Origin of the sequence: Oceanobacillus damuensis (assembly GCF_001618145.1) — a bacterium.
In the GTDB taxonomy this organism is placed as follows: domain Bacteria; phylum Bacillota; class Bacilli; order Bacillales; family Amphibacillaceae; genus Oceanobacillus; species Oceanobacillus damuensis.
Genome location: NZ_LQNF01000021.1, coordinates 17,413 through 40,488, shown reverse-complemented (window position 1 = coordinate 40,488; position 23,076 = coordinate 17,413). Strand labels below are relative to the sequence as shown.

The window sequence follows — 23,076 nt, the reverse complement described above, 5'->3', positions numbered from 1 at the left end:
TCCAGATTAAAGAGCCAGGGGGTTTCTCCCTATTTTTGATGAAATCATCATAATTTAGGTTAGTTTACTTCTCTCCAGGGTAGAAAATAGAAGTATTCAAAACTCTTAAGAATAGAATGGTGATCATATGGGGTTCTTTTACTATATAAAGAAATATTTTAAAATGTCGAGACGTCAACGAAAAAGTGAATTAAAAGCAACACTTTGGTTTATGCCTTTTTGGTATATCGTTGGAGCGGTCGGTTTATCTGCTTTTACCTTCTACCTTGATTATGTGGTTGATGTCAGCCTATATCTGCCGGCAGCAATCGGTTTTAGCGGACAGACCCTGCAGGTGCTTCTCAGTGCACTTGTAGGAGGGGTATTGACCTTAAGCGCTTTTACAATTAACTCCCTGCTCGTCGCCCTGACGACGTTCAGCGGGCAGTTTTCTTCCAAAATGCTTGTAAACTTTGTCAGTGACCGGGCGACCCAGCACGTGCTCGGTATTTTTAATGGGAGTTTTATTTATGTGCTCCTAAACTTCTTATACGTTACGCATGAAGAAGAGGAGTATATTGTGGCGACTCCGGTCTTATCAATTCTGACAGCTATTACGGCTGCTGTGACATTTATTTATTTTATCAACCATACGACAACTTGGATGCAGGTTCATAATATCAGCTTCAATATGAATGCCAAGTCAAAACAGGTCCAGGCTTCTCTGGAAAAAGAATTAAAGTCTTATCGCTTTAAGAAGGAGGTAAAAAGGGAATTGCTCCCCCCCGAGTCTGATGGGAAAGTTATAAAAACCAGCCAATCCGGTTATCTTCAAGTCGCTGACTTTTCAAGACTGATTAAACAGGCGAACAAAGACAACATCCTTTTAAGGTTTGAGGTCCGAATTGGACAATTTGTAGTGGAAGGAACACCGCTGTTTACCTATTGGGAATACGGAAAAACCATAAATCCCAACCGCTACTTCAAGTCGATTGAAATCGGAGTCAAGCAAACAGAAATTCAAGACCTGGAATATGGGCTAATTAAGCTTGCCGAAGTAGCCATCAAGGCTTTCGGTCATAATGACCCTCTTACGGTCACGAATACGATTCATCAGATTGCTGATTTGTTGAAAAGCATCGGCCAGTCTACAAATTTCTCTCCCAACCTTTTCGACCAGGAACAGGAGCTTCGTATTATCTTAAATCAAAAGGATTTTCAATATTACCTTCATAAGGGATTTGCCTCCATTCGTGAGTATGCCAACCAGAACTCCATCGTCATAACAGAGCTTATAACGATGGTCTCTCTGCTGAGTAAAACGATGGATAAGGAGGTACACCAGGATTTATGGGAATTTGCCCGACAGACCATTTATGGATTTGATAACTATAGCCTGTATGAAAATGACTGCCTGTATATTTTAGAGCAATTATCCGAGCTTGCTAAAAACACAGGCAATCAGAAGGATTATCTTTTCCTGCTTGAATATATGCTGCAGCGAGTCAGTTCGAAGAGTGCCTCCAAGGTGCCTTCTTCACTATAAGCTCTCCTGAAAATGAACGAGCACGCTAAACGCAGTTTTAAATTTTAGTTCTGAACAAGGTATCGGGGGCGATTATCGAATGGATAATCGTCTTTTACGAGCTTTTATTAGCTGTTTTAGTAATTTTATTTACTAAAATTAACTTATAAAGTTATATATTTGGTCATTAACTCGATGTAGTAGCCATAGTAAAACCGATTTTAATCCCTAAAAGAATTGAAACCCAGCTAATTATAAGAGATAAGACTGAGGACAGCACATAGAATAGTAATAAATACTGAACATAGGGGGATGATTTTATGGGTACTAGAATGATTCGGAGGTTAATAAGATCAAGGCAACAGGAATTAGTTGAACTTGCTGCTTCATTAATTCGAATCCCATCTGAAAATCCATCGTTCGATTTTAAGAAGCGCTCGGCAGAAATTGGACGCCATATAAGCCAATACTTAGCAGCAAAAGGATTCTTGATTACCGAGCATCGCCGTAGTGAAAGTACGCCGGTTACCATGGTCTGTGATGCTCCCTTAACCGGTGTATCTGGTCCAAGGCTCCTATTTTGCGGACATACAGATGTCGTACCTGCAGGTGATCGTTCCCAATGGACCTTCGACCCCTTCTCAGGAGAAATCAGAGACGGTATGCTTTTGGGTCGAGGGGCTTCTGATATGAAGGGAGGCTTGGCATCAATGATCTTTGTGGCCGGACTTCTTCAGGAGTTAGCCCCTAATCTTAATTTGAAAGGCAGCCTAGCAATTATTGCCTCTCCGGATGAAGAGTCTGGTGGCATTGAGGTAGCCACACTCTTGGATCAAGGATTGATTACGGGTGAGGCTTGTCTTATTGGTGAACCAACGTACCCCTACAATCCGATTGTTGGCGAAAAATCCATGGCATGGATGCGAGTGACCATACCAGGTCAGCCCGGGCACGGCAGCCAACAACCCATTTCTGGAATCTCTGCCATACGAAGAGGAGCAGCCGTGGTCGAGGCACTAGCCAGTCTCTGGAACCTCAAGGCGAAACCTCCAGCAGAACTTGGTCAACTTTTGTACAATACAGAATGGTTCCTATCCCAACGTCTAGAAAATCCCATGCTCTCACAACTTCTTTATCGTCCCTCTTATAATCCAGGTGTAATCCGAGGCGGAGCACATGTAAACGTTGTCGCAGATAAGTGCATTATTGATGTAGATATCCGGGTTCCATTTGGTATGACGCCCGCGTTTGTACTTGATTTCGCTAGGAATCTTGTCAGTTCTGTAGCGCCAGGTGCCGTTATAGAACCGATAATACCTTTTAATAGCCCGAACTGGACATTAGAGCACCGCCCAATTGTGCGAGACATAGAACTGGGAATTCAGCGTGTCCTCGGAATGGAAGAACCGATTTTTAGCACACTCTTGCTTGGTTCAAGTGATGCCCGTCACTTCCGGCTCCATGGCATTGATACCGTCCTTTACGGTCCTGGACTGCAACATACTATCCATGGTTACGATGAGCGAGTTTCGGTGGAGAGCTTAGTAGAATCTTCCGAGATGTATGCTGAGATGGCAGTCAACTATCTTAGATAATTTTAAATCGCTCCTACTTAACTTATGTATGGGTAAAGGTGTATTTTTTTAATAAAAAAAGAGGTTGTTCCGAAATTGTTTTATAACATTTTCTGTGGACGGCCTCTTATTTTATGAGGATGCTTCACTAAACACAGATATGCTTTTCTTATTCAGCTCTTCTGCCATTTAGCACAAGAAGCCATTATCCTTGGTCACAATTGCACCCGATTGTTTAAGTACAATCATTCACAATCTAACTTATAGCTATCAAATTTTGTATTGATTTAGGATCCTTAATACATTAAGATATTTAAAAGGAGAGACGTAAAAATGTGGGGAATTATTAACTTTTAGTTGCAGCAATCTTGCTGAATTTAACTCCTGGTACAGATATTATGTACATAGTGAGCAGAAGTATTTCTCAAGGCAGGACGGCTGGAATTTATTCAGTCCTTGGAATTAATGCTGGAGTAGTGGTACATACATTTCTTGCCGCATTTGGACTATCGGTAATTTTAATGCAATCAACTTTTTTATTCAATGTAATTAAAATTGCTGGTGCTATCTATCTAGCTTACTTAGGCATAAAGATGTTAACTACAAAAAATGATACAAAAGAAGAGCAATCATTGCCAAAGCAAAGCAATAAAAAGATATTCCTACAAGGTATGATAACGAATGTAACCAACCCAAAGGTTGCTTTGTTTTTCTTAGCCTTTCTTCCGCAATTTATTCATACTAATTCAGGTGTTTCAACTCCGGTATCATTTATTATTTTAGGACTTACCTTTACCTTGACAGGAGGGATATGGTGTTTAATCACTGCATATTTCTCTTCAATGGCAACTAGAAAACTAAGAGGCAATTCCAAAGTTTCGACTGTCCTAAATAAATTAACAGGGATTGTTTTTATTGCTATGGGAATTAAATTACTACAAACTAAACCAGCATCATAAAGAACGAAGAGCATTGGAATACAGTGCTCTTTTTTGTAAGAAACTGATGCCATTTAAATACCCACTGTAATTCTGCTATCTTCTTCAACTAAACTGCCTAGATAGTTAAATAACTTTACTTGGTCATAACGATGACGTAATACTCAGAAATTATTTCAATAAAAAAAGACGATTGTTTAGATAATCGCCTTATTTAACTCTTGTACCCTTTAAATTCTTTTTTGTGGCCATTTTTTTATATACTTATGTCCACCATTCTGAGCCTCTTTTATTATTTAATTGGTGCGTTATTAATAAGTGATAGAGTTTCGTTTACCGCAAAGATTTTACCACGTATATCCGTAATACCAAAACTTGTTATACGAGCTGAATGCATTTCTAAATATTTTTCTGCATCCTCCTTCGTTTCGAATAAGTATACTCCACCAGCTTCTTTAGCATTAGCATCCTCTGTCCAAATCTTCCAAATCACACCTGGCTCATCGTTAATACTTTCAGCTAAATCAACGAACGCCTTGGACATTTCTTCACCATATGGCCCTTCCATTTTAAAATCAACTTGTAATAAATATTTCATCATTGACGCTCCCTGCAGCTTATTTTTATATCAATATTATTTTATCAGTTAGACGAACATTCATACACATTCCCCGCTTAATACAACAATATGGCCAGATTGTTGAACAAAGTTAAACAACTCTCTTCAACTAACCTGCAATTTAGTATAAAAAGACCGCCAATGACGATCTGATTGTTATATTAAAGCACCAGTTTGTTGAAGCAAAAAATCTATTGAGGTTTTGAGTTTTCAGAATAAGGCATTTTTGTAATTATAATTGGATCACTTAAATTTACGTTTGGAATTTGCTGTGGTTCACTTTCACTTGGCATAGATTGAACATTTTTTGCCTCTGGTGGTAATGGTTCATCAACAGAATCCATAATAATGACTTTCTGTTCATACTGTCCGTTTTTTGCAACCGATTTCCCTTCAATTTGTTCTTTATCTTGTGATTCTTGTGTGTTATTACAACCAAATAAAACAAAACTTAATGTTACAGTTAAAAAAGCGATAGTAACCTTTTTCATTCATAACCCCCCTAAAATTGTTTTATAATATAGACGAATTTGTACCAACAATTGTTTCAATTATGGAAAATAAAAACCAGTCCTTCTTTCACTAACCTGCCCCTTTAGCTCAATATCAATCTATTGGCATTTTATCTGTAACTTCTCCATCTTCACTTGTCCACACTCGATATTTTTCACCTTCAATTACAACAACTAATGAATATTCCGAGAATCATTCTCCCCAATAACCAACATTATTTATTGATTCTACCGTGGTTATTTCAGAATTATGTTCCTTTACATTTTCTTCAACACTGTTAAGTTTAGCTTTAGTATATAGGTTTACCGAAGCATACCTCCAACAAAAACAATAACAATAACAATACTAATCAGAACAATTATTGCGATTTTCTTCATAAAACCATCTCCCCATGCAATATTTTACCATCAAAACAAAAATAATCTTGTTCAACATAACTGTCCCGATAATTAAATAGGAGCAACTGTATTGACGATCTCTTGTTGGGTTAAAGCACCCGTTAGCACAGTTTAATAAAATTATCCTTCTATCAATCCTAAATATCGTATTTCCTTATCATCCATTTTTACTATATATATGTCCTCTCTTTCAACAGGTTTGTATATTGCAGTCCCAACTGGCAATTTAGTAGCAGTATAATTTTCGAATTCTTCACTATCAGTGGTTTGTTTCTTTATCCCGCCTACTTCTTCACCTAATGTTAATTCCTCTTTATTAACCCATTTAATATCTTCTGCATTAGTATATACAATGCCATTTAGGGGAAATATATCTGCATCCTTATTCTCTAATAAAATTTGAGCAGCAGTAGCATTGCCAATATCATTTCCTGATTTTCTAGGTGTTGTTTGGTTATTACACGCTACCATTATCATTGATAAAAATAAAATTAACAATATCTTTATTTTAAACATCCCTCAATCCCCCTTTACAAAATTAGACGGTTGGCAAAAGATTTTAGTTTTAACTTTTTCAACTCTTTCACCAGTTAGCTTAATAAAAACTTGATGAAGCTACTATTGCTATGGTCCACATAATAAGTGTAAAAGAAATGGTAAGCCAAACAGTATTAACTGTAGTTTTTTCCTCGTTCTTTACCTTTTTCAATATAGATACTAAATTTACACAAAATATAATGCACAATATAGGTATTAAAAACCTGACTACATACCAAGACACAATATCCACAAATTTCTCACCTTAGTTAATTATTGTTGTACTAAACTGCCGGATATCTCAGCAATCTTTTATTTAACGATAACATAATATTCCTAACGTTATTAGAAAAAGAAAAGGCAATCAAATTCCGATTGCCTTATTTAACTCTTGCACCATTTAATTTAATAAGATAATGCACATATTTGTTATTCACCCAATGCCATATTTTCACGTTCTATTATATTTCCGCTTCTGCTAATTTTATAATAAATGTTTGGGGATGGTTCTCTATGCTTTGGTTCACCGGAACTAATCATAATAATCCATCCTTGGTCAGTTTTCTCTGTCTTCCAGATTTCAAAGTTGTTATTATTGGGCTTAAACCTTGGTGCATCTTCTAATGCTATTGTTTTAGCTTCATCTATTGTAATTTCTTCTCCTAATCCTTCTTTTCCTAAACTACAACCACTTATAACTAAGATTAGTAATAAAGAAATAACCAACAAAAGTCGAATCTTTAAATTCATTTCAGATAACACTCCTATATCACCCCCTTTACAAAAATTGTTTTATTCAATTAACCTGCCATTTAGCACAAGAATCGACTGCCTTTATTAAAAAATCGCACCAGTTAATGTGGCATAGCCAGTCACTTCTCTACTGTACCAATAAATTTTTAATTTGATTTAGGATATTCCTACATCTTGGAACTTGGCAAAGCTTTTCGACAAGATTCAAATACATGATGTGCAACAAGGTTGTCATTGGTTCCATAGACCAGTAACATGGAGAGATAGAAATTGTGGTTTATCCTTCAAGGATGTTTATTGAATCTGATTCCATTTAAATCAGATTATTAAGGAGGTTCCAAGTATGATGTGGAATAATGGGGCGGAATGTTTTGGAGGTGGTTTCCCAATGATGATATTTGGCGGGATTTTTATGTTAGTGTTCTGGGGTTTAATTATTTGGTTAATTGTATTAGTGACACGAAAACTGTCATCAAGAAATAAATCGAGCCAAACTGACAAAGCAGTTGAATTACTTAGACAGCGATATTCGAGAGGAGAAATTGATACCGAGGAGTACAGACAACGACTACATGAATTGACAGAATAGTAAAATTTTATTGCGGAGAATAACCCTAGAAACGTTAAGCACGTTAATTAAAAAATGATGCGATAGTTGTTTGCTATCTCATTATTTTTTCTTCAATTTTCCTTAAACGTTCATCAATCATATCGACCTTTTGTTTAATTTGTTGGGTCATCTTCATATGTTCCATCGTCATTTGCTTCATTTCATCCATTCCCATCATGGGCATATTGGCTTCAGATCTTCCTGAGTAAATTGGATAACAATATGGGTATTGATAATTCAATTTTGCTCACCCCCTGTTCCCATAAATACCACTCTTAAGCAATCCTGCCCTGATAGTGAAAAAATCCCCTTTAAATGCTAACATAATATTTAAAACGGTTTCTGAAGAAAAAGACAATCAATTTATGATTGCATTGTTTAGCTTTTGCACCCGTTTACTTTAAGTAGCGTTCTTCACAAATTATTGGCTAGTTTTGCTTAATAATTTTTCTACCCTTTCTTTTACTTCAAGCGGTAAAGACTGTTTCAGTGCTTCTTCTAATAATTGTGGATATACTACTCCATTAGTTCTTAAAAAACTTTCAATAAATGACGCTTTTTCCTGTTTGTTTGGAATTAAACAATATAGGATATACCAATCTTCGAGTGAACATAAAGGGATCTCCACTCCATTTATGTTTTTATGGGTTACAATGGATTCCTGTTGCAGTAATATTTTATAAATCCCTTCGTCATGTTGTATTGCAAATCCACCCATGACATCAATATCAATACCATTAATTCTATATTTAGAAAAATTCATTGTACGAAAAGGGTGAGAACTTAACGCTTCTTTCGGATTCCCAATCGATGACATTATTTCATTTAATTTGGTGGCATTTGTTTCATCTACCAGAATATCTATATCATTAGGTTTATCAATTATTCTATAAAAACTAAGTAGAAGTGAACCACCAACTCCCCAAGTTATATTCTTGTTTTTTAATCTCTCTCCGATAAAAGATAATGTCTTTAGCATATTAACTCTCCTGAAATACATGGTTATTTTAAAGATCTGTTACAACATTATACCTAGACTATAACAAGGGAAAAGGTAAGATGTTTATTCAAGTATCCTGCCTGATAGTTTAATTACCTAATTTCACAAGGTTATCTTACCATATATTATTAATATTTAAAAAACTAAACGATATTCTTACCATTTTTAATAATAAAAGCCTTTTAATTCAGACGACTATCGAGCGTCATTTTATCAGTCAATTTTAATATCATTTGAGTTGTATTTTTTGTAAATGTAACTCTGAATGAAACCCTTTGAAAAAACAGCCCGGCTCTAATTGAATGCCAACGTTGTAATTGCAATAAAAAACCGCTGAACGAGTCAGCGGTTTTCACCATTTATGCTTTTTGGACAGCAATTTCATTTTCTATAACATCAACATGGATGTTTTCAATCGTCTCTTCTTCAAGGATCAGATCTGTCAGCTGGTCCTCAATTTTATCTTGAATTACCCGACGTAAAGGTCGTGCACCAAAACGGGAATCATAACCCAATCGAACAAGTTCCTGTTTTGCTTCATCCGTAATTGTAATCGAAATATTGTTTTCTTTAACGGTATCTTCAAGTTCGGAAAGCATCAAATCAACAATTTCTAATAGGTGATCTTCTGCCAGCTCATTAAAGTTTACGATTGCATCGAAACGGTTCAGGAACTCTGGTTTAAAGTAATCGCTCAGTTTCTCAAGTGTCGATACAGATTCGTGACTGTTGCTGTTAAAACCAACGTTCACCGATTTCACACCAGTACCAGCGTTACTTGTCATGATGATAACTGTTTCTTTAAAGCTTACTTTTCGGCCATGTGAGTCAGTCAAATGTCCATCTTCCATGATTTGCAGGAACATATTTTGAACATCCGGATGTGCCTTCTCAATTTCATCCAGCAATAGAATGGAATATGGGTTACGACGCACACGTTCCGTTAACTGTCCTGCTTCTTCGTGTCCTACATATCCTGGTGGTGAACCGATAATTTTTGATACGGCATGTTTCTCCATATATTCACTCATATCAAGGCGAATCATAGAATCTCTCGTACCAAATAATTCTTCGGCAAGTACTTTCGTTAACTCTGTTTTCCCTACACCAGTCGGTCCGACAAACAGGAAGGAACCGATTGGGCGGTCTTTCGATTTTAGGCCTGCACGGCTGCGGCGGATAGCCTTGGCAACCTTGTTGACTGCTTCATCTTGTCCAATGACTTTCTTACGCAGGTTTTCAGCAATGTTTTTCATTTTCTCTTGCTCATCTGCCTGCATTTTCGTAACAGGGATGCCTGTCTTCTCTTCAACAATCAATTGAATATCAGAGATATCGACATCAAGTGTCTTCTCACCATCAACAGCTTTTTCCATTTGCTTTTGAAGCTGAATTTCCTGGTAGCGCAAGTTGGCAGCACGTTCATAATCTTCTCGATCTGCTGCTTCCTGTTTCTCTTTTACAACCTCATCCAAACGTTGCTGAAGTGATGCTGAATCCTTTTGGGCATTCGCGAGATTTAGACGGGATCCTACCTCATCCATTAGATCAATCGCTTTGTCCGGCAGGAAGCGATCTTGGATATAACGGTTTGATAATGTCACGAAAGCTTCGATTGCTTCATCTGAGTAGCGAACCTCATGGAAATCTTCGTAACGGTCCTTAATGCCATTCAGAATCTTGATTGAGTCATTCATGGATGGTTCATTCACGATAATTGGCTGCAAACGTCTTTCAAGTGCAGGATCCTTTTCGATCTGACGGTATTCTTTTAATGTAGTTGCACCGATCAATTGCAGATCGCCACGTGCAAGGGCAGGCTTCAAAATATTTCCTGCGTCCATTTGTGAACTTTCCGCTGTACCTGCACCAACAATCAAATGAATTTCGTCGATAAATAGAATCACATTTTTTCTGGACTGCAGTTCTTCAATCAGCTTTTTCATTCGTTCTTCAAATTGCCCTCGTATTCCTGTATTGGCGACAAGGGACGCTACGTCAAGCAAATAAATTTCTTTGTCCAGTAGTTTTGCCGGTACGTTACCTTCCACAATTCGAACTGCCAGTCCTTCCGCAATAGCAGTTTTACCGACACCAGGTTCACCAATCAGGACAGGATTATTTTTATTTCTTCTATTTAATGTTTCAACTACACGTTTTATTTCTTTGTCACGGCCGATTACCGGATCAACTCCTCCAGCTCTCGCTGAATCCGTAACATTTTTGGCTAACTGATCAATCAGGCCATTTCCTTTATTTGCTTTTTGCTTTGTATTTGTTTCCATTTTGCTTCCCCCATTACCTTGGAAAAAGTTATTGGCAAACGCATCATTAAAGTTTCCAGACGGAGTATTAGAGAAAAAGTCATTCGAGTTCATCATTTTCCCTTGTAATTCACGAAAACATTCACCGCAAAGATGCATCTCCATTTTCTGGTTATTAATGTGCACTTGCGCGTTAATACTAGCTTGATTTACACCACATTGTTGACATTGCATTTCCCATTCCTCCTTATAAATATTGTATCTATTTCATTTTCATTTGACTTTGACTATCTTTGACCTTGACTTTATTATACTCTGACCTATTTTGACTTTCAAGTATTTTGTTTGTTTTTTTGTCTGTTGTTAGATGGCGGCACTGTTGTTAAATGGTGCAATTGAAAAAGATTACTTATTTGTAAGTGATGTGTATTGGTTTTACGATGCAAAATTTATAGTCTTAAGCTTTTGTAGCTGGCCAGGTGGGGCGTGGAGTTTTTGCTTTTCTCGTTTGGAGGGATGCTCTGCCGTTAGGTGTGGGCTCTCTACTGGTTGACTGGACTCCTCTACCGTTCGGTGCGGCCTCTCTACCGGTTTGCTGGGGTCCTCTCCCGGTTGACGCGTGCTCTCTCCCGCCCGGATGGACCCTCTCCCGGCTGACTCGTCCTCTCTCCCGCCCGGATGGAATCCTCTCCCGGCTGACTGAACTCCTCTCCCATTTGGCAGCGCACCCTACCGTTTGACTGGACTCCTCTCCCATTTAACAGGGGCAGACGATACTTCAGCAAACCTATATGTTATTAAATTTCTATATCGCTTTGATATCCTCTGTGATATAATTTTCTGAGGAAAAAGTACGTTAAAAAAGGTTGAAATTCAGGACTATAGTACCCTAATCGAATCTTTACGTAAAAGAAGGAAGATGCTGTCATGACTAGCTCGGCTGGCTTCATATATGAAGAAGTTTTAATGAATGGTATACAAAACATGATATTCGTTATTCGCGTAGATGCTGATTTGGAGCTATACTATGAATTTCTCAATCACGCTGCAATGAAGAATAGTGGTTTGACCGATGCCGTAATTGGCAGCAGCATCAAGACGGTTTACGTAGACGATAGAGAAAAGTCCGATCACCTATATGAAAAATATTGGCAGGTAGCAGCAACGAAAGAGAAGTTAATCTACCATGATTATTATCTTTCTGCTTCCGGTGACAAGCAATATTCGAAAACTCAGCTTACACCGCTATGCAATGATCAAGGAATTTGTACTCATATTGTGGCACTGGTGACGGATATTACAGAAGAAAGAATCACTAAATTAGAGAATAAAGGGATTTATGAAAAGCTGAAGGAAAGTGAAAAGCGATTCAGGATCATTGCGGAAAACTCTCATGATTTTATCACCCTGTTGGATAACGAAGGAAAAATCATGTATGCATCTCCTTCCTATAAGGAAAATCTCGGCCTTGATGAGAATGAATTGCTTGACCAGCTTTATATCAACATTATACATCCAGAACATCAAATGAAACTGCTCGACGCACTGAGCACAGCAATTAATGAGGATCAATCCTGCAAATTGCAGTTTAAGCACAAGCACAACACCAAAGGATGGATTTGGGTTGAATTGTCAGGTACTCCAGTATTTGATGAAAATATGAAGTTAATCCACCTCGCTCTGATTACGAGAGATATTACACATCAAAAGGAGTACGAAAGTAAATTGGAGCATTTCGCTCTACATGATGTTCTGACCGGTTTGCCTAATCGGAGATATTTCAATCAAAAACTTGCAACTGCGATGGCATCTTCAAAAAATGGGCTAGCTGTTTTAATGATTGATGTCGACAACCTGAAGCAATTTAATGACCAGATGGGCCATGATTTTGGTGATAAGGTCATTCAAATTGCAGCCAAACGATTGGATGACAGCCTCCAAAAAAAAGATACAGCAGCAAGACTCGGTGGAGATGAATTTGCTGTTATCCTCCCCAATATCAATACGAAAGAAAATGCCCTCGAAATAGTTAAAAGAATTCATAATGCCATACAGGAACCCTGGTATTATAAAGAAAGCATTTTCAAAATTACAGCCAGTATCGGGATTGCACTTGTATCGGATGAAAAGGCAACTCCAGTTTCCATACTAAAAAATGCAGATTTGGCTTTATATGAAGCCAAATCTGCAGGAAAAAACAACATCCAAATACGCGAGTAACTTATTAAAGCTTGGCAAATGCTTTAGCTGCACTAATTTTTTATACTCTCTGGCCAAAAAAGTGTGCTGACTTTTATAAAATCCGCACACTTTATTGGCTTTTATAAACCATGAAAACTATCTGGCAGCATTTCATTTATTAGCAGGTCATCCAGACTTTTAAATGCATACCCTTGTTTTTTCAGGTCCTGGATAATACGCTCCAGGGCTTCTGCGTTATCGGAAGAGACTGCATGCATCAGAATGATTGCACCTGGGTGCATCTGAGCCATAATTTGATCATAGGCATATTGCGAACCCTTCTGCTTATTAACATCCCAATCTGTAAAAGCAAGGGACCAAAATACGTGGATAAGACCCAGTTCGTTTGCCCACCGCAATGTGTTTTCATTAAACACTCCCCTTGGAGGTCGCAAAAACTTTATTTCCTTTTGATCACTCACTTCTGCCACTGCCGCTTCAAGTGTTTCAAGCTCCTTCTGTATTGCATCCTTCGATAATATCGTAAAATCCGGATGGTGGTAGGAGTGATTTCCGATGATGTGACCTTCATCCACCATTTTCTTGATTAGTTCCGGTTCACTTTTCACATAGTGACCTGTCACAAAAAATGTTGCCGGGACAGATTCTTTCTTTAACACATTCAGTATTTCTTCGGTATGCCCCTGCTCATATCCATTGTCAAAGGTAATATAGATATTTTTTGCACCAGAGTCATCCACATAATAGGCTCCATATTTTTTTAGCAACTGCTGGTAAGAGCCGATTTCAGGTATTTTATGTTCGGAGTTCTTCTTGTATCCCCAGCCAAATGCTTGCGATGTGGAAGGCTCCATAAAACAAATAAAAAAGGTAAGAAAAATGATGATTGATGCTGCATTAAAATTTCGCATAGCAACCCACCTGTTTTTTTCTTACCTTTTCCTATTTATTATAAAATTATTCTATAGTACCATTGCAGCAACCCATCCGAATATGATTAACGGAATATTAAAGTGGACAAAGGTTGGCACGACAGTATCCCAAATGTGGTGATGCTTCCCATCTGCATTCAACCCAGCTGTCGGTCCAAGTGTACTGTCCGAGGCAGGAGAACCAGCATCTCCAAGTGCTCCGGCCGTCCCGATAAGTGCTGCTGTTGCAACAGGCGAAAAACCTGCTGCCATGCAAATTGGAACATATAATGCCGCAAGTATAGGAATTGTTCCAAATGAGGAACCTATTCCTAAAGTAACCATTAAACCTACCAATAATAAAATAAATGCAATAAGTGCTTTATTATCCCCTAAAAATCCGGTTGATAATTCAACCAATGCGTCCACTGAACCCGTTTCTTTTAATATCGTTCCGAAACCGGATGCCACCAGCATTACGAACGCGATTGTACCCATCATGCTGATTCCTTCTGTCATGACTTTATCTCCATTTTTAAATGGCACGACAAGTAACAGAAACATAAACAATAAACCAGTTAATGCGCCCAGTATAAGGTTATCGGTGATAATCTGAACGATTAGTGCGGCAATAATCGCAACAATCGTCAGTTTGTGATTTTTATTAAAAGTAACCGTTTGGTTTTCCGGCATTTGGATGGTTGCTCCGGAGCCCCCTGCACCTGGTATCGAATCTCTGTCTTTTCTATACGTAATGAAAATTGCGATCAATAGTCCAACAACCATCCCCAAACCAGGAATCAGCATCGCTAATACAGTTTCCCCATTTGTAATGGAAGAACCATTTGCTTCCATGCCTTCGATGATGATGCCATGGAAAATCAGACCGAATCCTGCCGGTATCATCATATAAGGTGCTTTAAGACCAAAAGTAAGTGCAACTGCAACAGCCCGGCGATCCATACGCATTTGATCAAACAATTTTAAAAGTGGTGGTATTAAAATCGGTATAAATGCAATATGGACAGGAACCACGTTTTGAGATAGGGATGCTACACCCGCTATCGCCAGCAGCATCATTGTTTTCTTACCTGTCAGTACGCGAATAAGATAGGTAACTAAAACGGAAGTAATCCCCGTGTAACTGATTGCCACGGCGAATGCTCCAAGTAAAATATAACTTAATGCAGTACTCGATGAATCACCCATACCACTAACAAGTAATTCAATTGATTCTACTACAGATAGGCCAGACAATACTCCGGCCGTTAAGCCTGCAGCGATGATGGCGATGATCACATTTACACGCAGCAAACTCAAAATCATCATTACTAAAACCGATATAATAACAACCCATTCCATTTTAAATCTTCCCCCTGTGTCACAATCTATGATGAGCCAATTTTTCTCTCCCTTTAATACTTTACCATGATAAAGCACTGATGCAAAAAAAGCAACCCCTTTTTATGAAAAAAACCCTGCATTTTAATTACAGGGTGGAGTGCTGAAACTATTTTGTTTTATAGGAAAAGGAAATGTGGTCCTGAATCGGAATCCATCCACCTATACCTTGTTTTGTTACATTTTTAATTTCAATCGATTTCTTTGAACCCTTTAATTTCAAGTACACTTCCCCAAATGTCACTTGCCCTTTTTCGTTGACCGCCGGGGCATATGCTTGCAATGTTCCATATTTCTTTGCGGGGACACCATAGGAATTATCTTTTTTTGTGTTTTTTCCTATGATGGTATTATAGGAAAGCGGTAGTTTTGTCTTATCCTTCGCTTTTAAAAGCATCATTTTTTTCACATCATCCGGGTTGGCTATCTTATTTGTCAGTGCACCTTTTATTTCCTTCTGTTCCTGTTGGATATAATTCATATTTTCCGTTTCGTTTCCACCAAGATTATTTAACTCATTCAGGTTAATCTGCTGATATTCCCAATTGATATTCGATTCCTCTGAATTGTAATTCAATGCCCATCTCCCAAGGTAAATCATTCCTCGATATCCTATCGAAATTGGGGAAGGGTTGATTGATGTCTCATTCAGCATTTTAATAAGATCCGGATTTTCAATCGCTACTGACAGTTCGTCCAGTAACTCCTGAGTCAATTCACTTGGTTCAATAACTTCCTGATCTTCTGTAGAATTTGGATACGTATTTTCCTTAGATATATTTAAAACATGACTCGGTATTTCCATTTCTTTATTTTCCGATTCTTTTTCAGCCAAGCCCGCTGAAGGAAAAATAAGAGACAATAAGAGAGCTGCAATTACAAATACCGCTATTTTTTTTATTTTCATGTTTTCCATTCCTTTCTTTTCCCCTATTTTTTTCGATTAAGGCTAAATTATGCACTGCCTGGAAAATAGTTTTCAAAATGGCGTGAATTAATCGAGGGCGGAAAAGAAAATCTGATTGGGTAATGAGTTCTATTGGAGCTTTCTTCATGGGTTTTACCTTCATAAAATCGGCGAAAATCTTTTTCAACGTTTGATTTTATAGCATTGATGAAAGCCTTATTCGACGAGTTCTTCTCTGTTTTGACCTTCATAACTTTGATGAAGATCTTTTCCGGCGCTTCCTTCACTTGTTTTGATCTTCATAACCTTGATGAAGATCTTTTCCGGTGCTTCCTTCACTTGTTTTGATCTTCATAACCTCCATGAAGATCTTTTCCGGTGCTTCCTTCACTTGTTTTGATCGTCATAACCTCCATGAAGATCTTTTCCAGTGCTTCCTTCACTTGTTTTGATCTTCATAACCTCCATGAAGGTCTTTTCTGGCGCTTCCTTCACTTGTTTTGATCTTCATAACCTCCATGAAGATCTTTTCCGGCGCTTCCTTTCCGGGTTTTGATCTTCATACCCTCCATGAAGATCTTTTCCGACGCTTCCTTTCCGGGTTTTGATCTTCATACCCTCCATGAAGATCTTTTCCGACGCTTCCTTCCCGGGTTTTGATCTTCATAACCTCCATGAAGGTCTTTTCCGACGCTTCCTTTCCGGGTTTTGATCTTCATACCCTCCATGAAGATCTTTTCCGACGCTCCCTTCCCAGGTTTTGACTTTCATAACCTTAATGAAGACCTTTTCCGACACTTCCTTCCCAGGTTTTGACCTTCACAACTAGAATGAAATTAGTTTACGCTGCTCCCCGTCATAGCAGAGCCATTGATAACTTCACTTTCTCTAAGCCGGATCGGAAACAGTTGGATATGAGCAAAAAATCTCTATAAAAAAGCACCTCCAATTGATAGTGTATCTACCAATTGAGGTGCAGTTCAGAGCTCCGAAGTTTGTAATCATATTAAGTCTTTCCGGCTAGTAGCCCTTATGCAGAAATAAAGTAAATCCCTTTCTTATATAAAGCTGCTGTACCGTTTTTCCAATCTTTCCTGCATATATCCTATAAGTATGCAAATTGGCCAGTAAATTAATGCTACAAGAACATACATTGTCATTGCATCAAATTCTCTTCCTGCAACAATCTGTGTTTTTTGGAAAAGTTCCGGAACTGTGATAACGGCCGCCAGTGATGTCGCCTTGACTATATCCATAAATACGTTTGTTAAAGGCGGAATAGCGATACGGGTTGCCTGTGGCAAGATAATCTTCCGTAGTGTAATCCAGTAAGGCATATTCAAAGCCTTTGACGACTCCCATTGTCCATTGTCAACACTGTTCAGAGATGACCTGTCTATTTCAGCAATATAGGCAGCGCTGTTCAGGCCAAATCCAATAATGGCTGCCGTCAATGCTGTAAATTCTATGCCTACAACAGGTAACCCAAAGTATAAGATAAAAAGAAATACGAGCATTGGTGTTCCCCGCATAAAGGATATATAGATCCTCGATGGCCAGCGCAGCAAGATGTTTTTAGACCCTCTTGCCAGAGCAAGGAATAACCCTAGTATTAACCCAATCCCCATACCTGCAATGGCTATGAGAATTGTCATTGGCAAGCCTCCCAACACGAAAGGAAGGCTTCTTATGGCTAGTTCAATATCAAATAATCCTCCGAAATCAAATCCGTTGAAGTTCAACTGTCATTCTCCTTCAATGATAAGCTTATTACAGTTCCAATCCTTCAATTACTTCGATATCACCTTCAGGCATAACGGAAGCGTCTTCTTCATAAAACTGTATAGCTAACTCAGATAGTGTTCCATCTTCACGCATTTCATTCAGCACGTTATTGATTTCCTCTGTGAGCTGGTCAGCTCCCTTAGGAATTACAACTGCCTGCTCAGTCGGGTGGAACATCAATGTAGGGTGCAGATGCAGATCAAAGTCAGGAAATGCTGCTACACCAAATTTAGTTAAGTAATAATCATTGATTACCACATCTGTTCTTCCGTTACTGACATCACTCAAATACGCTTCATTAGGTGCGTTTCCATATGTGATCACCTCTGCACCGTAATGTTCGGCTATCTGACTGAAGATAGTTGTTGCACCACCACCTGCTTTTTTACCTTCTAAATCTTCCAATGTTTCAATTCCTGAGTTATCAGACTCACGGACTGCCATGGTTGTATATGAATATTTATATGGCTCACTGAAATTGAATTCTTCTTTTCTTTTGTCTGTAACTTCAACATCATTTGCTGCCACGTCAATTCTGCCGTTTTGTACGGCTGGAAGCATACTGTCGATACCCATAATTTCAAAGCTGACTTCAAGACCAAGACGTTCAGCAACTTCGCGCATTACCTCAACATCATACCCTGTTAATTCATCATTCTCATCATAAAAAGATGATGCAATCAAAGTACCCGACGTTCCTACAACAAGTTCTCCTGATTCTTGAATTTCTTCCCATCTGCCATCTGCAGTTTCTTCTGATGTACTTTCTGTTGCACCTTCTCCTTCACTGCTTGTGGAATCTGTATCATCAGAACCGCCACATGCACTTAGTACTATGGTAAATGCTAATAACAGTGTAAAGAAATTAAATTTGTTCATCTAATGCACCCCTTTGTTATATATAAAATCCTCATATAATTGTAACAGTTTCAAAATTAAAAATAAAGGCATCTGATTTATTAATAATTTCCATTAGATCCAACAATTCTTCGTAATTGAGGAAAAGCGGCATATTCTTGATTATTATCATTGACTCCAAAATATGAAGTGCTATAATAATACTACATATTAATTTATATTAATTATAATTTAAAATTAATTTCAAATAACCTGTCCTTATGAACTTGTAGAAACATTAAATAATTGCTAATGATTATTATTATCAATTAAGGAGTGTGAATGAGAATGGATATCAATCATGATATACTAAGAAGTTCAGGAAATAAGATACAAAAATCTTTTTCCTCAGAGAACTTCATTAACAAAACAAAAGAGCATATAGAATTAATTGCAGCCTTATTAAGCGGAATCATTATTTTAATAACGTGGACAATGGGAAATCATTTATCAGACTCGTTGTGGGTCACCTTTCATTTGATTGCCTTTGCGATAGGTGGATACGCAAAAGCGAAGGAAGGGATATCAGAAACAATCCGGACCAGGAAGCTGAATGTGGAAATATTGATGATTCTCGCTGCGATTGGTTCTGTTTCCATTGGTTACTGGACAGAAGGTGCGATACTCATCTTTATATTTGCATTATCCGGGGCTCTTGAAACGTATTCCTTGAATAAAAGCAATAAAGCAATTTCTTCATTAATGGAGCTGCAGCCGGAGGAAGCATTGCTAATTAATAACAATAAGGAAAAGAAAGTGCCCGTTTCCGAGCTAAAGATCGATGACTTGATTCTTGTCCGGGCCGGCGAACGTATTCCGGCAGACGGAATCATCGTAAAAGGTGCCTCATCCATAGATGAGAGCACGATTACCGGTGAGTCGATGCCACTTAATAAAGGGGATGACAATGAAGTATTTTCTGGCACGGTTGCACTTGACGGAACAATCACCATAAAAATTACAACAAAGCCAAACGAAACCCTTTTTCAAAAAATAATCGAATTAGTTCAGTCAGCACAGGAAGAAAAGTCTCCTTCCCAATTATTTATCGAGAAATTTGAAAATGCCTATGTTTATATCGTCTTAGGGGTGGTAGCTATTATGATGTTCCTTCCTTATCTGGCATTTGGATGGACCCTGTCGGAAAGTATTTACCGGGCAATGGTTTTACTTGTCGTGGCGTCCCCATGTGCCCTTGTTGCCTCCATTTCTCCGGCCACATTGTCTGCCATATCAAATGCCGCCAAAAAAGGAGTTCTGTTTAAAGGTGGCGTGCATATTGAAAATCTGAGCAGTATAAAAGCAATCACTCTCGATAAAACTGGTACATTGACAAATGGAAAACCAGTTGTTACAGAGGCACTTTTTTCTTCAGATTATAATGCTATGGAAATTATGAAAGCCGTAGGGGCGATCGAAAAGGAATCCACTCATCCCCTCGCACATGCAATTACGTCCTATTGTGAAGAAGAGGCAGGAAGCGTGGAGGATATAGAAGTATTGGATATGAAAAACATCAGCGGCAAGGGAGTTTCTGCTGTGGCGCTAGACAAGAGCTGGAAAATCGGCAAGGCAGACTTTGTGGGAAAAGATGCTGCAAGCGAGTTTCGAAATGGCGCAATGACCACGATGGCATCTGAAGGTAAGACAATTACGTTTGTACAGGCAAACGATAAGATTGTTGCTGTTTTCGCACTCAAGGATACTGTACGTGAAACAACAAAAAGAGCAATCAGCAAACTGAAAGATAACGGGATCAAGACCATTATGCTTACGGGAGATAACGAGTTGACAGCCAATGCTGTTGCTGAAGAAGCTGGCCTTGATCACTATATTGCAAATTGTCTGCCGCAAGATAAAGTCGAGCATGTAAAAGCATTTCGGGATAAGTATGGTAACGTAGCGATGGTCGGGGACGGAATCAATGATGCTCCAGCTTTAGCCAGTGCAAATGTGGGAATAGCGATGGGTGAAGGAACCGATATCGCCCTGGAAACAGCAGATATCGTACTGATGAAAAATGATCTATCAAAAATAACTAATTCCATTAATTTATCCAGTCGGATGAATCGGGTTATTAAGCAGAACATCTTTTTCTCATTAAGCGTTATCGCAATATTGATCATAAGCAACTACATCCAGTTGATTGACCTTCCACTTGGAGTTATCGGCCACGAAGGAAGTACAATTTTGGTCATTCTGAATGGACTTCGTTTACTGAAATAGCCGCCAATACTACTGGAAGCCCTTTTTTGAACGTCCTGCTCGGAGCGCCTGTCCCCTCGAGGTCTTAAACAGAAACTGCCTGTGTCAAAGAACACCACTTAGTTTCTGCTTGGCCTCACAGGGCGTGGGTCAGTTCAGCGTTGGATGTGGTTTTATTAGTCGAACTTCCTTTTTATCAGGGTCCTCAAGGTGCCTCGGGCTTTTGTTCACGGTATTTTCTTATAAATGCATTTATTACACCGCCGGTAATGATGATTATTCCAAACAGGTAAAACCATATCATCAGCACGATTATCGTACCAAGACTCCCATACGTAGATGAGTAATCACCGAAATTGCCTACATAGAAAGAAAACCCCCATGAGACTATCTGCCAGGAAACCGTTGCAAACAATGTACCCCAAATAACATTTTTAAAATAAATTCTTTTATGCGGAGCAAGTTTATAAAGAAAAAGCAGTACGATAAAAAATATGACCGATGAAATTACCCATCTCAATGTTTCCCATACAGCCAAAAATCCTGCTGACAGACCAAAAATAGAGAATATGTACTCGCCTATTTCCCTGCCGAACACGGGAAGCAGCAATGCGACCAATATAACTGCAATCATAGCTATGGTCAGCAGTATAGCAATAAGCCTGTCTTTAAAAAAGGAACGTTTCTTCTCTATTCGATAGGCTCTATTGAAGGCCCTCGTTATGGCGTTGACACCATTCGAAGCAGCCCACAGCGTACCGATTATACTAAATGAAAGCAGGCTGCCATTTTGTTCATTCAGTATCTGACTGACGTTGGCATTTATGAGGTCCATTACTTCCCTGGGAGCAAAAGTATCGATAGTTTGAAGAATCAACTGCTCATTAATCGGTAAATAAGCGATAAGGTTAAGCAGAAATATTAAAAAAGGGAACAGTGACAGAAGAAAAAAATACGCTAATTGAGCTGCCAGACCGAACACATCAACTTCCTCAATCCGCTGATAAAACTGCCTGACTAGGCTTCCGATATTTTTCATGACACCCGCTCCCCATAATAATGTAATTCTTTTACTCTATTTCATTAACTTCTTTTTTATTCGTAACTTTGTCCAACGTGGTTTCTACTTGCTCCAATGCATTAATAGCATTTTCTGCACCATTTGCAAATGTTTGATTTAACTGATCGAAAGTATCTCTTAGGTTATGGATGGCCTCGGAAGGATGATTCATAAAATACGAAGAGCTTGTCCGGGCTGATACCAGTTTTTCTTTTGCATACTCCCTAGTATCTCTATCAAATAATGCAGTTACTCCACCAACCGCCGCTCCAACTGTAATACCTAATAAAAGTTTACGTTTTCCCATTTCCATTCTCTCCTTTAATTTAGATCATGTTTAGATTTTATGTGATTAAGTAAATGAGTACACCCAGCTGATACCAGCTGATAGGTATAGTCAAAATTCCCTGTAAAATACGGGTCAGGAATATCTGCAACCTCCGGATTTTCGACAAAATCCATTAGTTTTGCCACCACGATAGAATCGTCTTCTTTCCGTATGTTGCCCAGGTTTTGGATATTTTGTTCATCCATTGCGATAATATAATCAAACTCATCCCAATCGTTTTCCTCAACCTGTCGGGCCAGCAAGCCTTCATAAGAAATATTTTCCTGATCCAGCATTGACCTGGTACCTTCGTGTGGTACACTTCCCACATGCCAATCACCGGTCCCACCGGAATCCACTTCAATTTTATCAGGAAGATTCTCCTTTTTCACCAGATCCCGAAATATAGCTTCCGCCATCGGTGAGCGGCAAATATTACCTAAGCAGACAAATAATACACGTATCATTATCATAACACCTTTCTTGCTTTTAAATATATTATAAGCAACTTTCTAATCAATAAGCAAAGTATGTATTCGGTTTTTTTCGATTTAATTAAATTGCTTGTTTGAGGTTAATCAATTTTCGTTATTATTGCTGCTTTTGCTCCTGCATAGTTGATATAAAATGTGAAGTAACTGGAGATATATCACCATAATTGTGCTCTTGT

At 38.4% G+C, this 23,076-nt stretch carries 22 protein-coding genes; 6 read left to right on the top strand and 16 right to left on the bottom strand.

The window, feature by feature from the left end:
- The first annotated feature begins 163 nt into the window (after nt 1-163).
- From A4245_RS13325 to A4245_RS13315, 3 genes are all read left to right on the top strand, one after another.
- A complete protein-coding gene (locus A4245_RS13325; RefSeq protein ID WP_199860686.1) occupies nt 164-1,525 on the top strand; it encodes a DUF2254 domain-containing protein in 1,362 nt (453 codons plus the stop codon).
- A 299-nt stretch (nt 1,526-1,824) separates the two neighbouring features.
- Nucleotides 1,825-3,099, top strand: a complete 1,275-nt coding sequence (locus A4245_RS13320) for a M20 family metallopeptidase (protein WP_067728728.1) — start codon at nt 1,825-1,827, stop codon at nt 3,097-3,099.
- Nucleotides 3,100-3,443: 344 nt separating this feature from the next.
- A complete protein-coding gene (locus tag A4245_RS13315) occupies nt 3,444-4,037 on the top strand; it encodes a LysE family translocator (RefSeq protein ID WP_234402418.1) in 594 nt (197 codons plus the stop codon).
- A 271-nt stretch (nt 4,038-4,308) separates the two neighbouring features.
- Here A4245_RS13315 and A4245_RS13310 read toward each other — a convergent pair whose 3' ends face one another.
- From A4245_RS13310 to A4245_RS13295, 4 genes are all read right to left on the bottom strand, one after another.
- Nucleotides 4,309-4,614, bottom strand: a complete 306-nt coding sequence (locus tag A4245_RS13310) for a monooxygenase (protein WP_067728727.1) — start codon at nt 4,612-4,614, stop codon at nt 4,309-4,311.
- A 212-nt stretch (nt 4,615-4,826) separates the two neighbouring features.
- Nucleotides 4,827-5,126, bottom strand: coding sequence for an outer membrane protein assembly factor BamD (locus A4245_RS13305; protein ID WP_067728726.1), 300 nt, complete (start codon nt 5,124-5,126; stop codon nt 4,827-4,829).
- A gap of 540 nt (nt 5,127-5,666) precedes the next feature.
- Nucleotides 5,667-6,062, bottom strand: coding sequence for a hypothetical protein (locus A4245_RS13300; RefSeq protein WP_067728724.1), 396 nt, complete (start codon nt 6,060-6,062; stop codon nt 5,667-5,669).
- Nucleotides 6,063-6,512: 450 nt separating this feature from the next.
- Complete coding sequence (locus A4245_RS13295; protein WP_157087721.1) at nt 6,513-6,833, bottom strand: hypothetical protein; 321 nt, start codon at nt 6,831-6,833, stop codon at nt 6,513-6,515.
- A 346-nt stretch (nt 6,834-7,179) separates the two neighbouring features.
- Here A4245_RS13295 and A4245_RS13290 point away from each other — a divergent pair, with 346 nt between their 5' ends.
- Nucleotides 7,180-7,425, top strand: coding sequence for an SHOCT domain-containing protein (locus A4245_RS13290; RefSeq protein ID WP_067728719.1), 246 nt, complete (start codon nt 7,180-7,182; stop codon nt 7,423-7,425).
- A gap of 73 nt (nt 7,426-7,498) precedes the next feature.
- Here A4245_RS13290 and A4245_RS13285 read toward each other — a convergent pair whose 3' ends face one another.
- From A4245_RS13285 to A4245_RS13275, 3 genes are all read right to left on the bottom strand, one after another.
- A complete protein-coding gene (locus tag A4245_RS13285) occupies nt 7,499-7,687 on the bottom strand; it encodes a hypothetical protein (RefSeq protein WP_067728718.1) in 189 nt (62 codons plus the stop codon).
- A 180-nt stretch (nt 7,688-7,867) separates the two neighbouring features.
- Nucleotides 7,868-8,425 carry a nucleotidyltransferase domain-containing protein gene (locus A4245_RS13280; protein ID WP_067728715.1) on the bottom strand — a complete coding sequence of 186 codons (558 nt, stop codon included), beginning with the start codon at nt 8,423-8,425 and terminating at the stop codon, nt 7,868-7,870.
- Nucleotides 8,426-8,805: 380 nt separating this feature from the next.
- Nucleotides 8,806-10,944, bottom strand: a complete 2,139-nt coding sequence (locus tag A4245_RS13275; protein WP_067728713.1) for an ATP-dependent Clp protease ATP-binding subunit — start codon at nt 10,942-10,944, stop codon at nt 8,806-8,808.
- 693 nt (nt 10,945-11,637) lie between these two features.
- Between A4245_RS13275 and A4245_RS13270 the strand changes: the two genes are divergently transcribed.
- Nucleotides 11,638-12,930, top strand: coding sequence for a sensor domain-containing protein (locus A4245_RS13270; RefSeq protein WP_067728711.1), 1,293 nt, complete (start codon nt 11,638-11,640; stop codon nt 12,928-12,930).
- Between the two features lie 101 nt (nt 12,931-13,031).
- On the opposite strand, the gene pdaA is transcribed toward A4245_RS13270, so the two are convergent.
- From pdaA to A4245_RS13245, 6 genes are all read right to left on the bottom strand, one after another.
- Nucleotides 13,032-13,823: a delta-lactam-biosynthetic de-N-acetylase gene (gene pdaA / locus A4245_RS13265; RefSeq protein WP_067728709.1), complete on the bottom strand. Its 792-nt coding sequence runs from the start codon at nt 13,821-13,823 to the stop codon at nt 13,032-13,034.
- Nucleotides 13,824-13,874: 51 nt separating this feature from the next.
- On the bottom strand, nt 13,875-15,185 hold the full coding sequence (locus A4245_RS13260) for a Na+/H+ antiporter family protein (RefSeq protein WP_067728708.1): 1,311 nt from the start codon (nt 15,183-15,185) through the stop codon (nt 13,875-13,877).
- Nucleotides 15,186-15,333: 148 nt separating this feature from the next.
- On the bottom strand, nt 15,334-16,140 hold the full coding sequence (locus tag A4245_RS13255) for a YfkD famly protein (protein WP_084268797.1): 807 nt from the start codon (nt 16,138-16,140) through the stop codon (nt 15,334-15,336).
- A 207-nt stretch (nt 16,141-16,347) separates the two neighbouring features.
- Entirely contained in the window at nt 16,348-16,470 is a 123-nt protein-coding gene (locus A4245_RS20805) for a hypothetical protein (RefSeq protein WP_267886917.1), read from the bottom strand.
- 719 nt (nt 16,471-17,189) lie between these two features.
- Nucleotides 17,190-17,873, bottom strand: coding sequence for an amino acid ABC transporter permease (locus A4245_RS13250; RefSeq protein WP_067728706.1), 684 nt, complete (start codon nt 17,871-17,873; stop codon nt 17,190-17,192).
- A gap of 28 nt (nt 17,874-17,901) precedes the next feature.
- A complete protein-coding gene (locus A4245_RS13245; RefSeq protein ID WP_067728704.1) occupies nt 17,902-18,795 on the bottom strand; it encodes a transporter substrate-binding domain-containing protein in 894 nt (297 codons plus the stop codon).
- 306 nt (nt 18,796-19,101) lie between these two features.
- On the opposite strand from A4245_RS13245, the gene A4245_RS13240 reads away from it, so the two are divergent.
- Nucleotides 19,102-21,039, top strand: a complete 1,938-nt coding sequence (locus A4245_RS13240) for a heavy metal translocating P-type ATPase (RefSeq protein WP_084268796.1) — start codon at nt 19,102-19,104, stop codon at nt 21,037-21,039.
- A gap of 184 nt (nt 21,040-21,223) precedes the next feature.
- On the opposite strand, the gene A4245_RS13235 is transcribed toward A4245_RS13240, so the two are convergent.
- From A4245_RS13235 to A4245_RS13225, 3 genes are read right to left on the bottom strand one after another with little or no spacing between them, the layout of a single operon-like run.
- The gene (locus tag A4245_RS13235) at nt 21,224-22,057 is read right to left on the bottom strand and encodes a YihY/virulence factor BrkB family protein (RefSeq protein WP_067728700.1); all 834 of its coding nucleotides are present in this window, start codon (nt 22,055-22,057) and stop codon (nt 21,224-21,226) included.
- 31 nt (nt 22,058-22,088) lie between these two features.
- Nucleotides 22,089-22,385, bottom strand: a complete 297-nt coding sequence (locus A4245_RS13230; protein WP_067728698.1) for a YtxH domain-containing protein — start codon at nt 22,383-22,385, stop codon at nt 22,089-22,091.
- 14 nt (nt 22,386-22,399) lie between these two features.
- The gene (locus A4245_RS13225; protein WP_067728696.1) at nt 22,400-22,873 is read right to left on the bottom strand and encodes a low molecular weight protein-tyrosine-phosphatase; all 474 of its coding nucleotides are present in this window, start codon (nt 22,871-22,873) and stop codon (nt 22,400-22,402) included.
- Between the last annotated feature and the right edge of the window lie 203 nt (nt 22,874-23,076).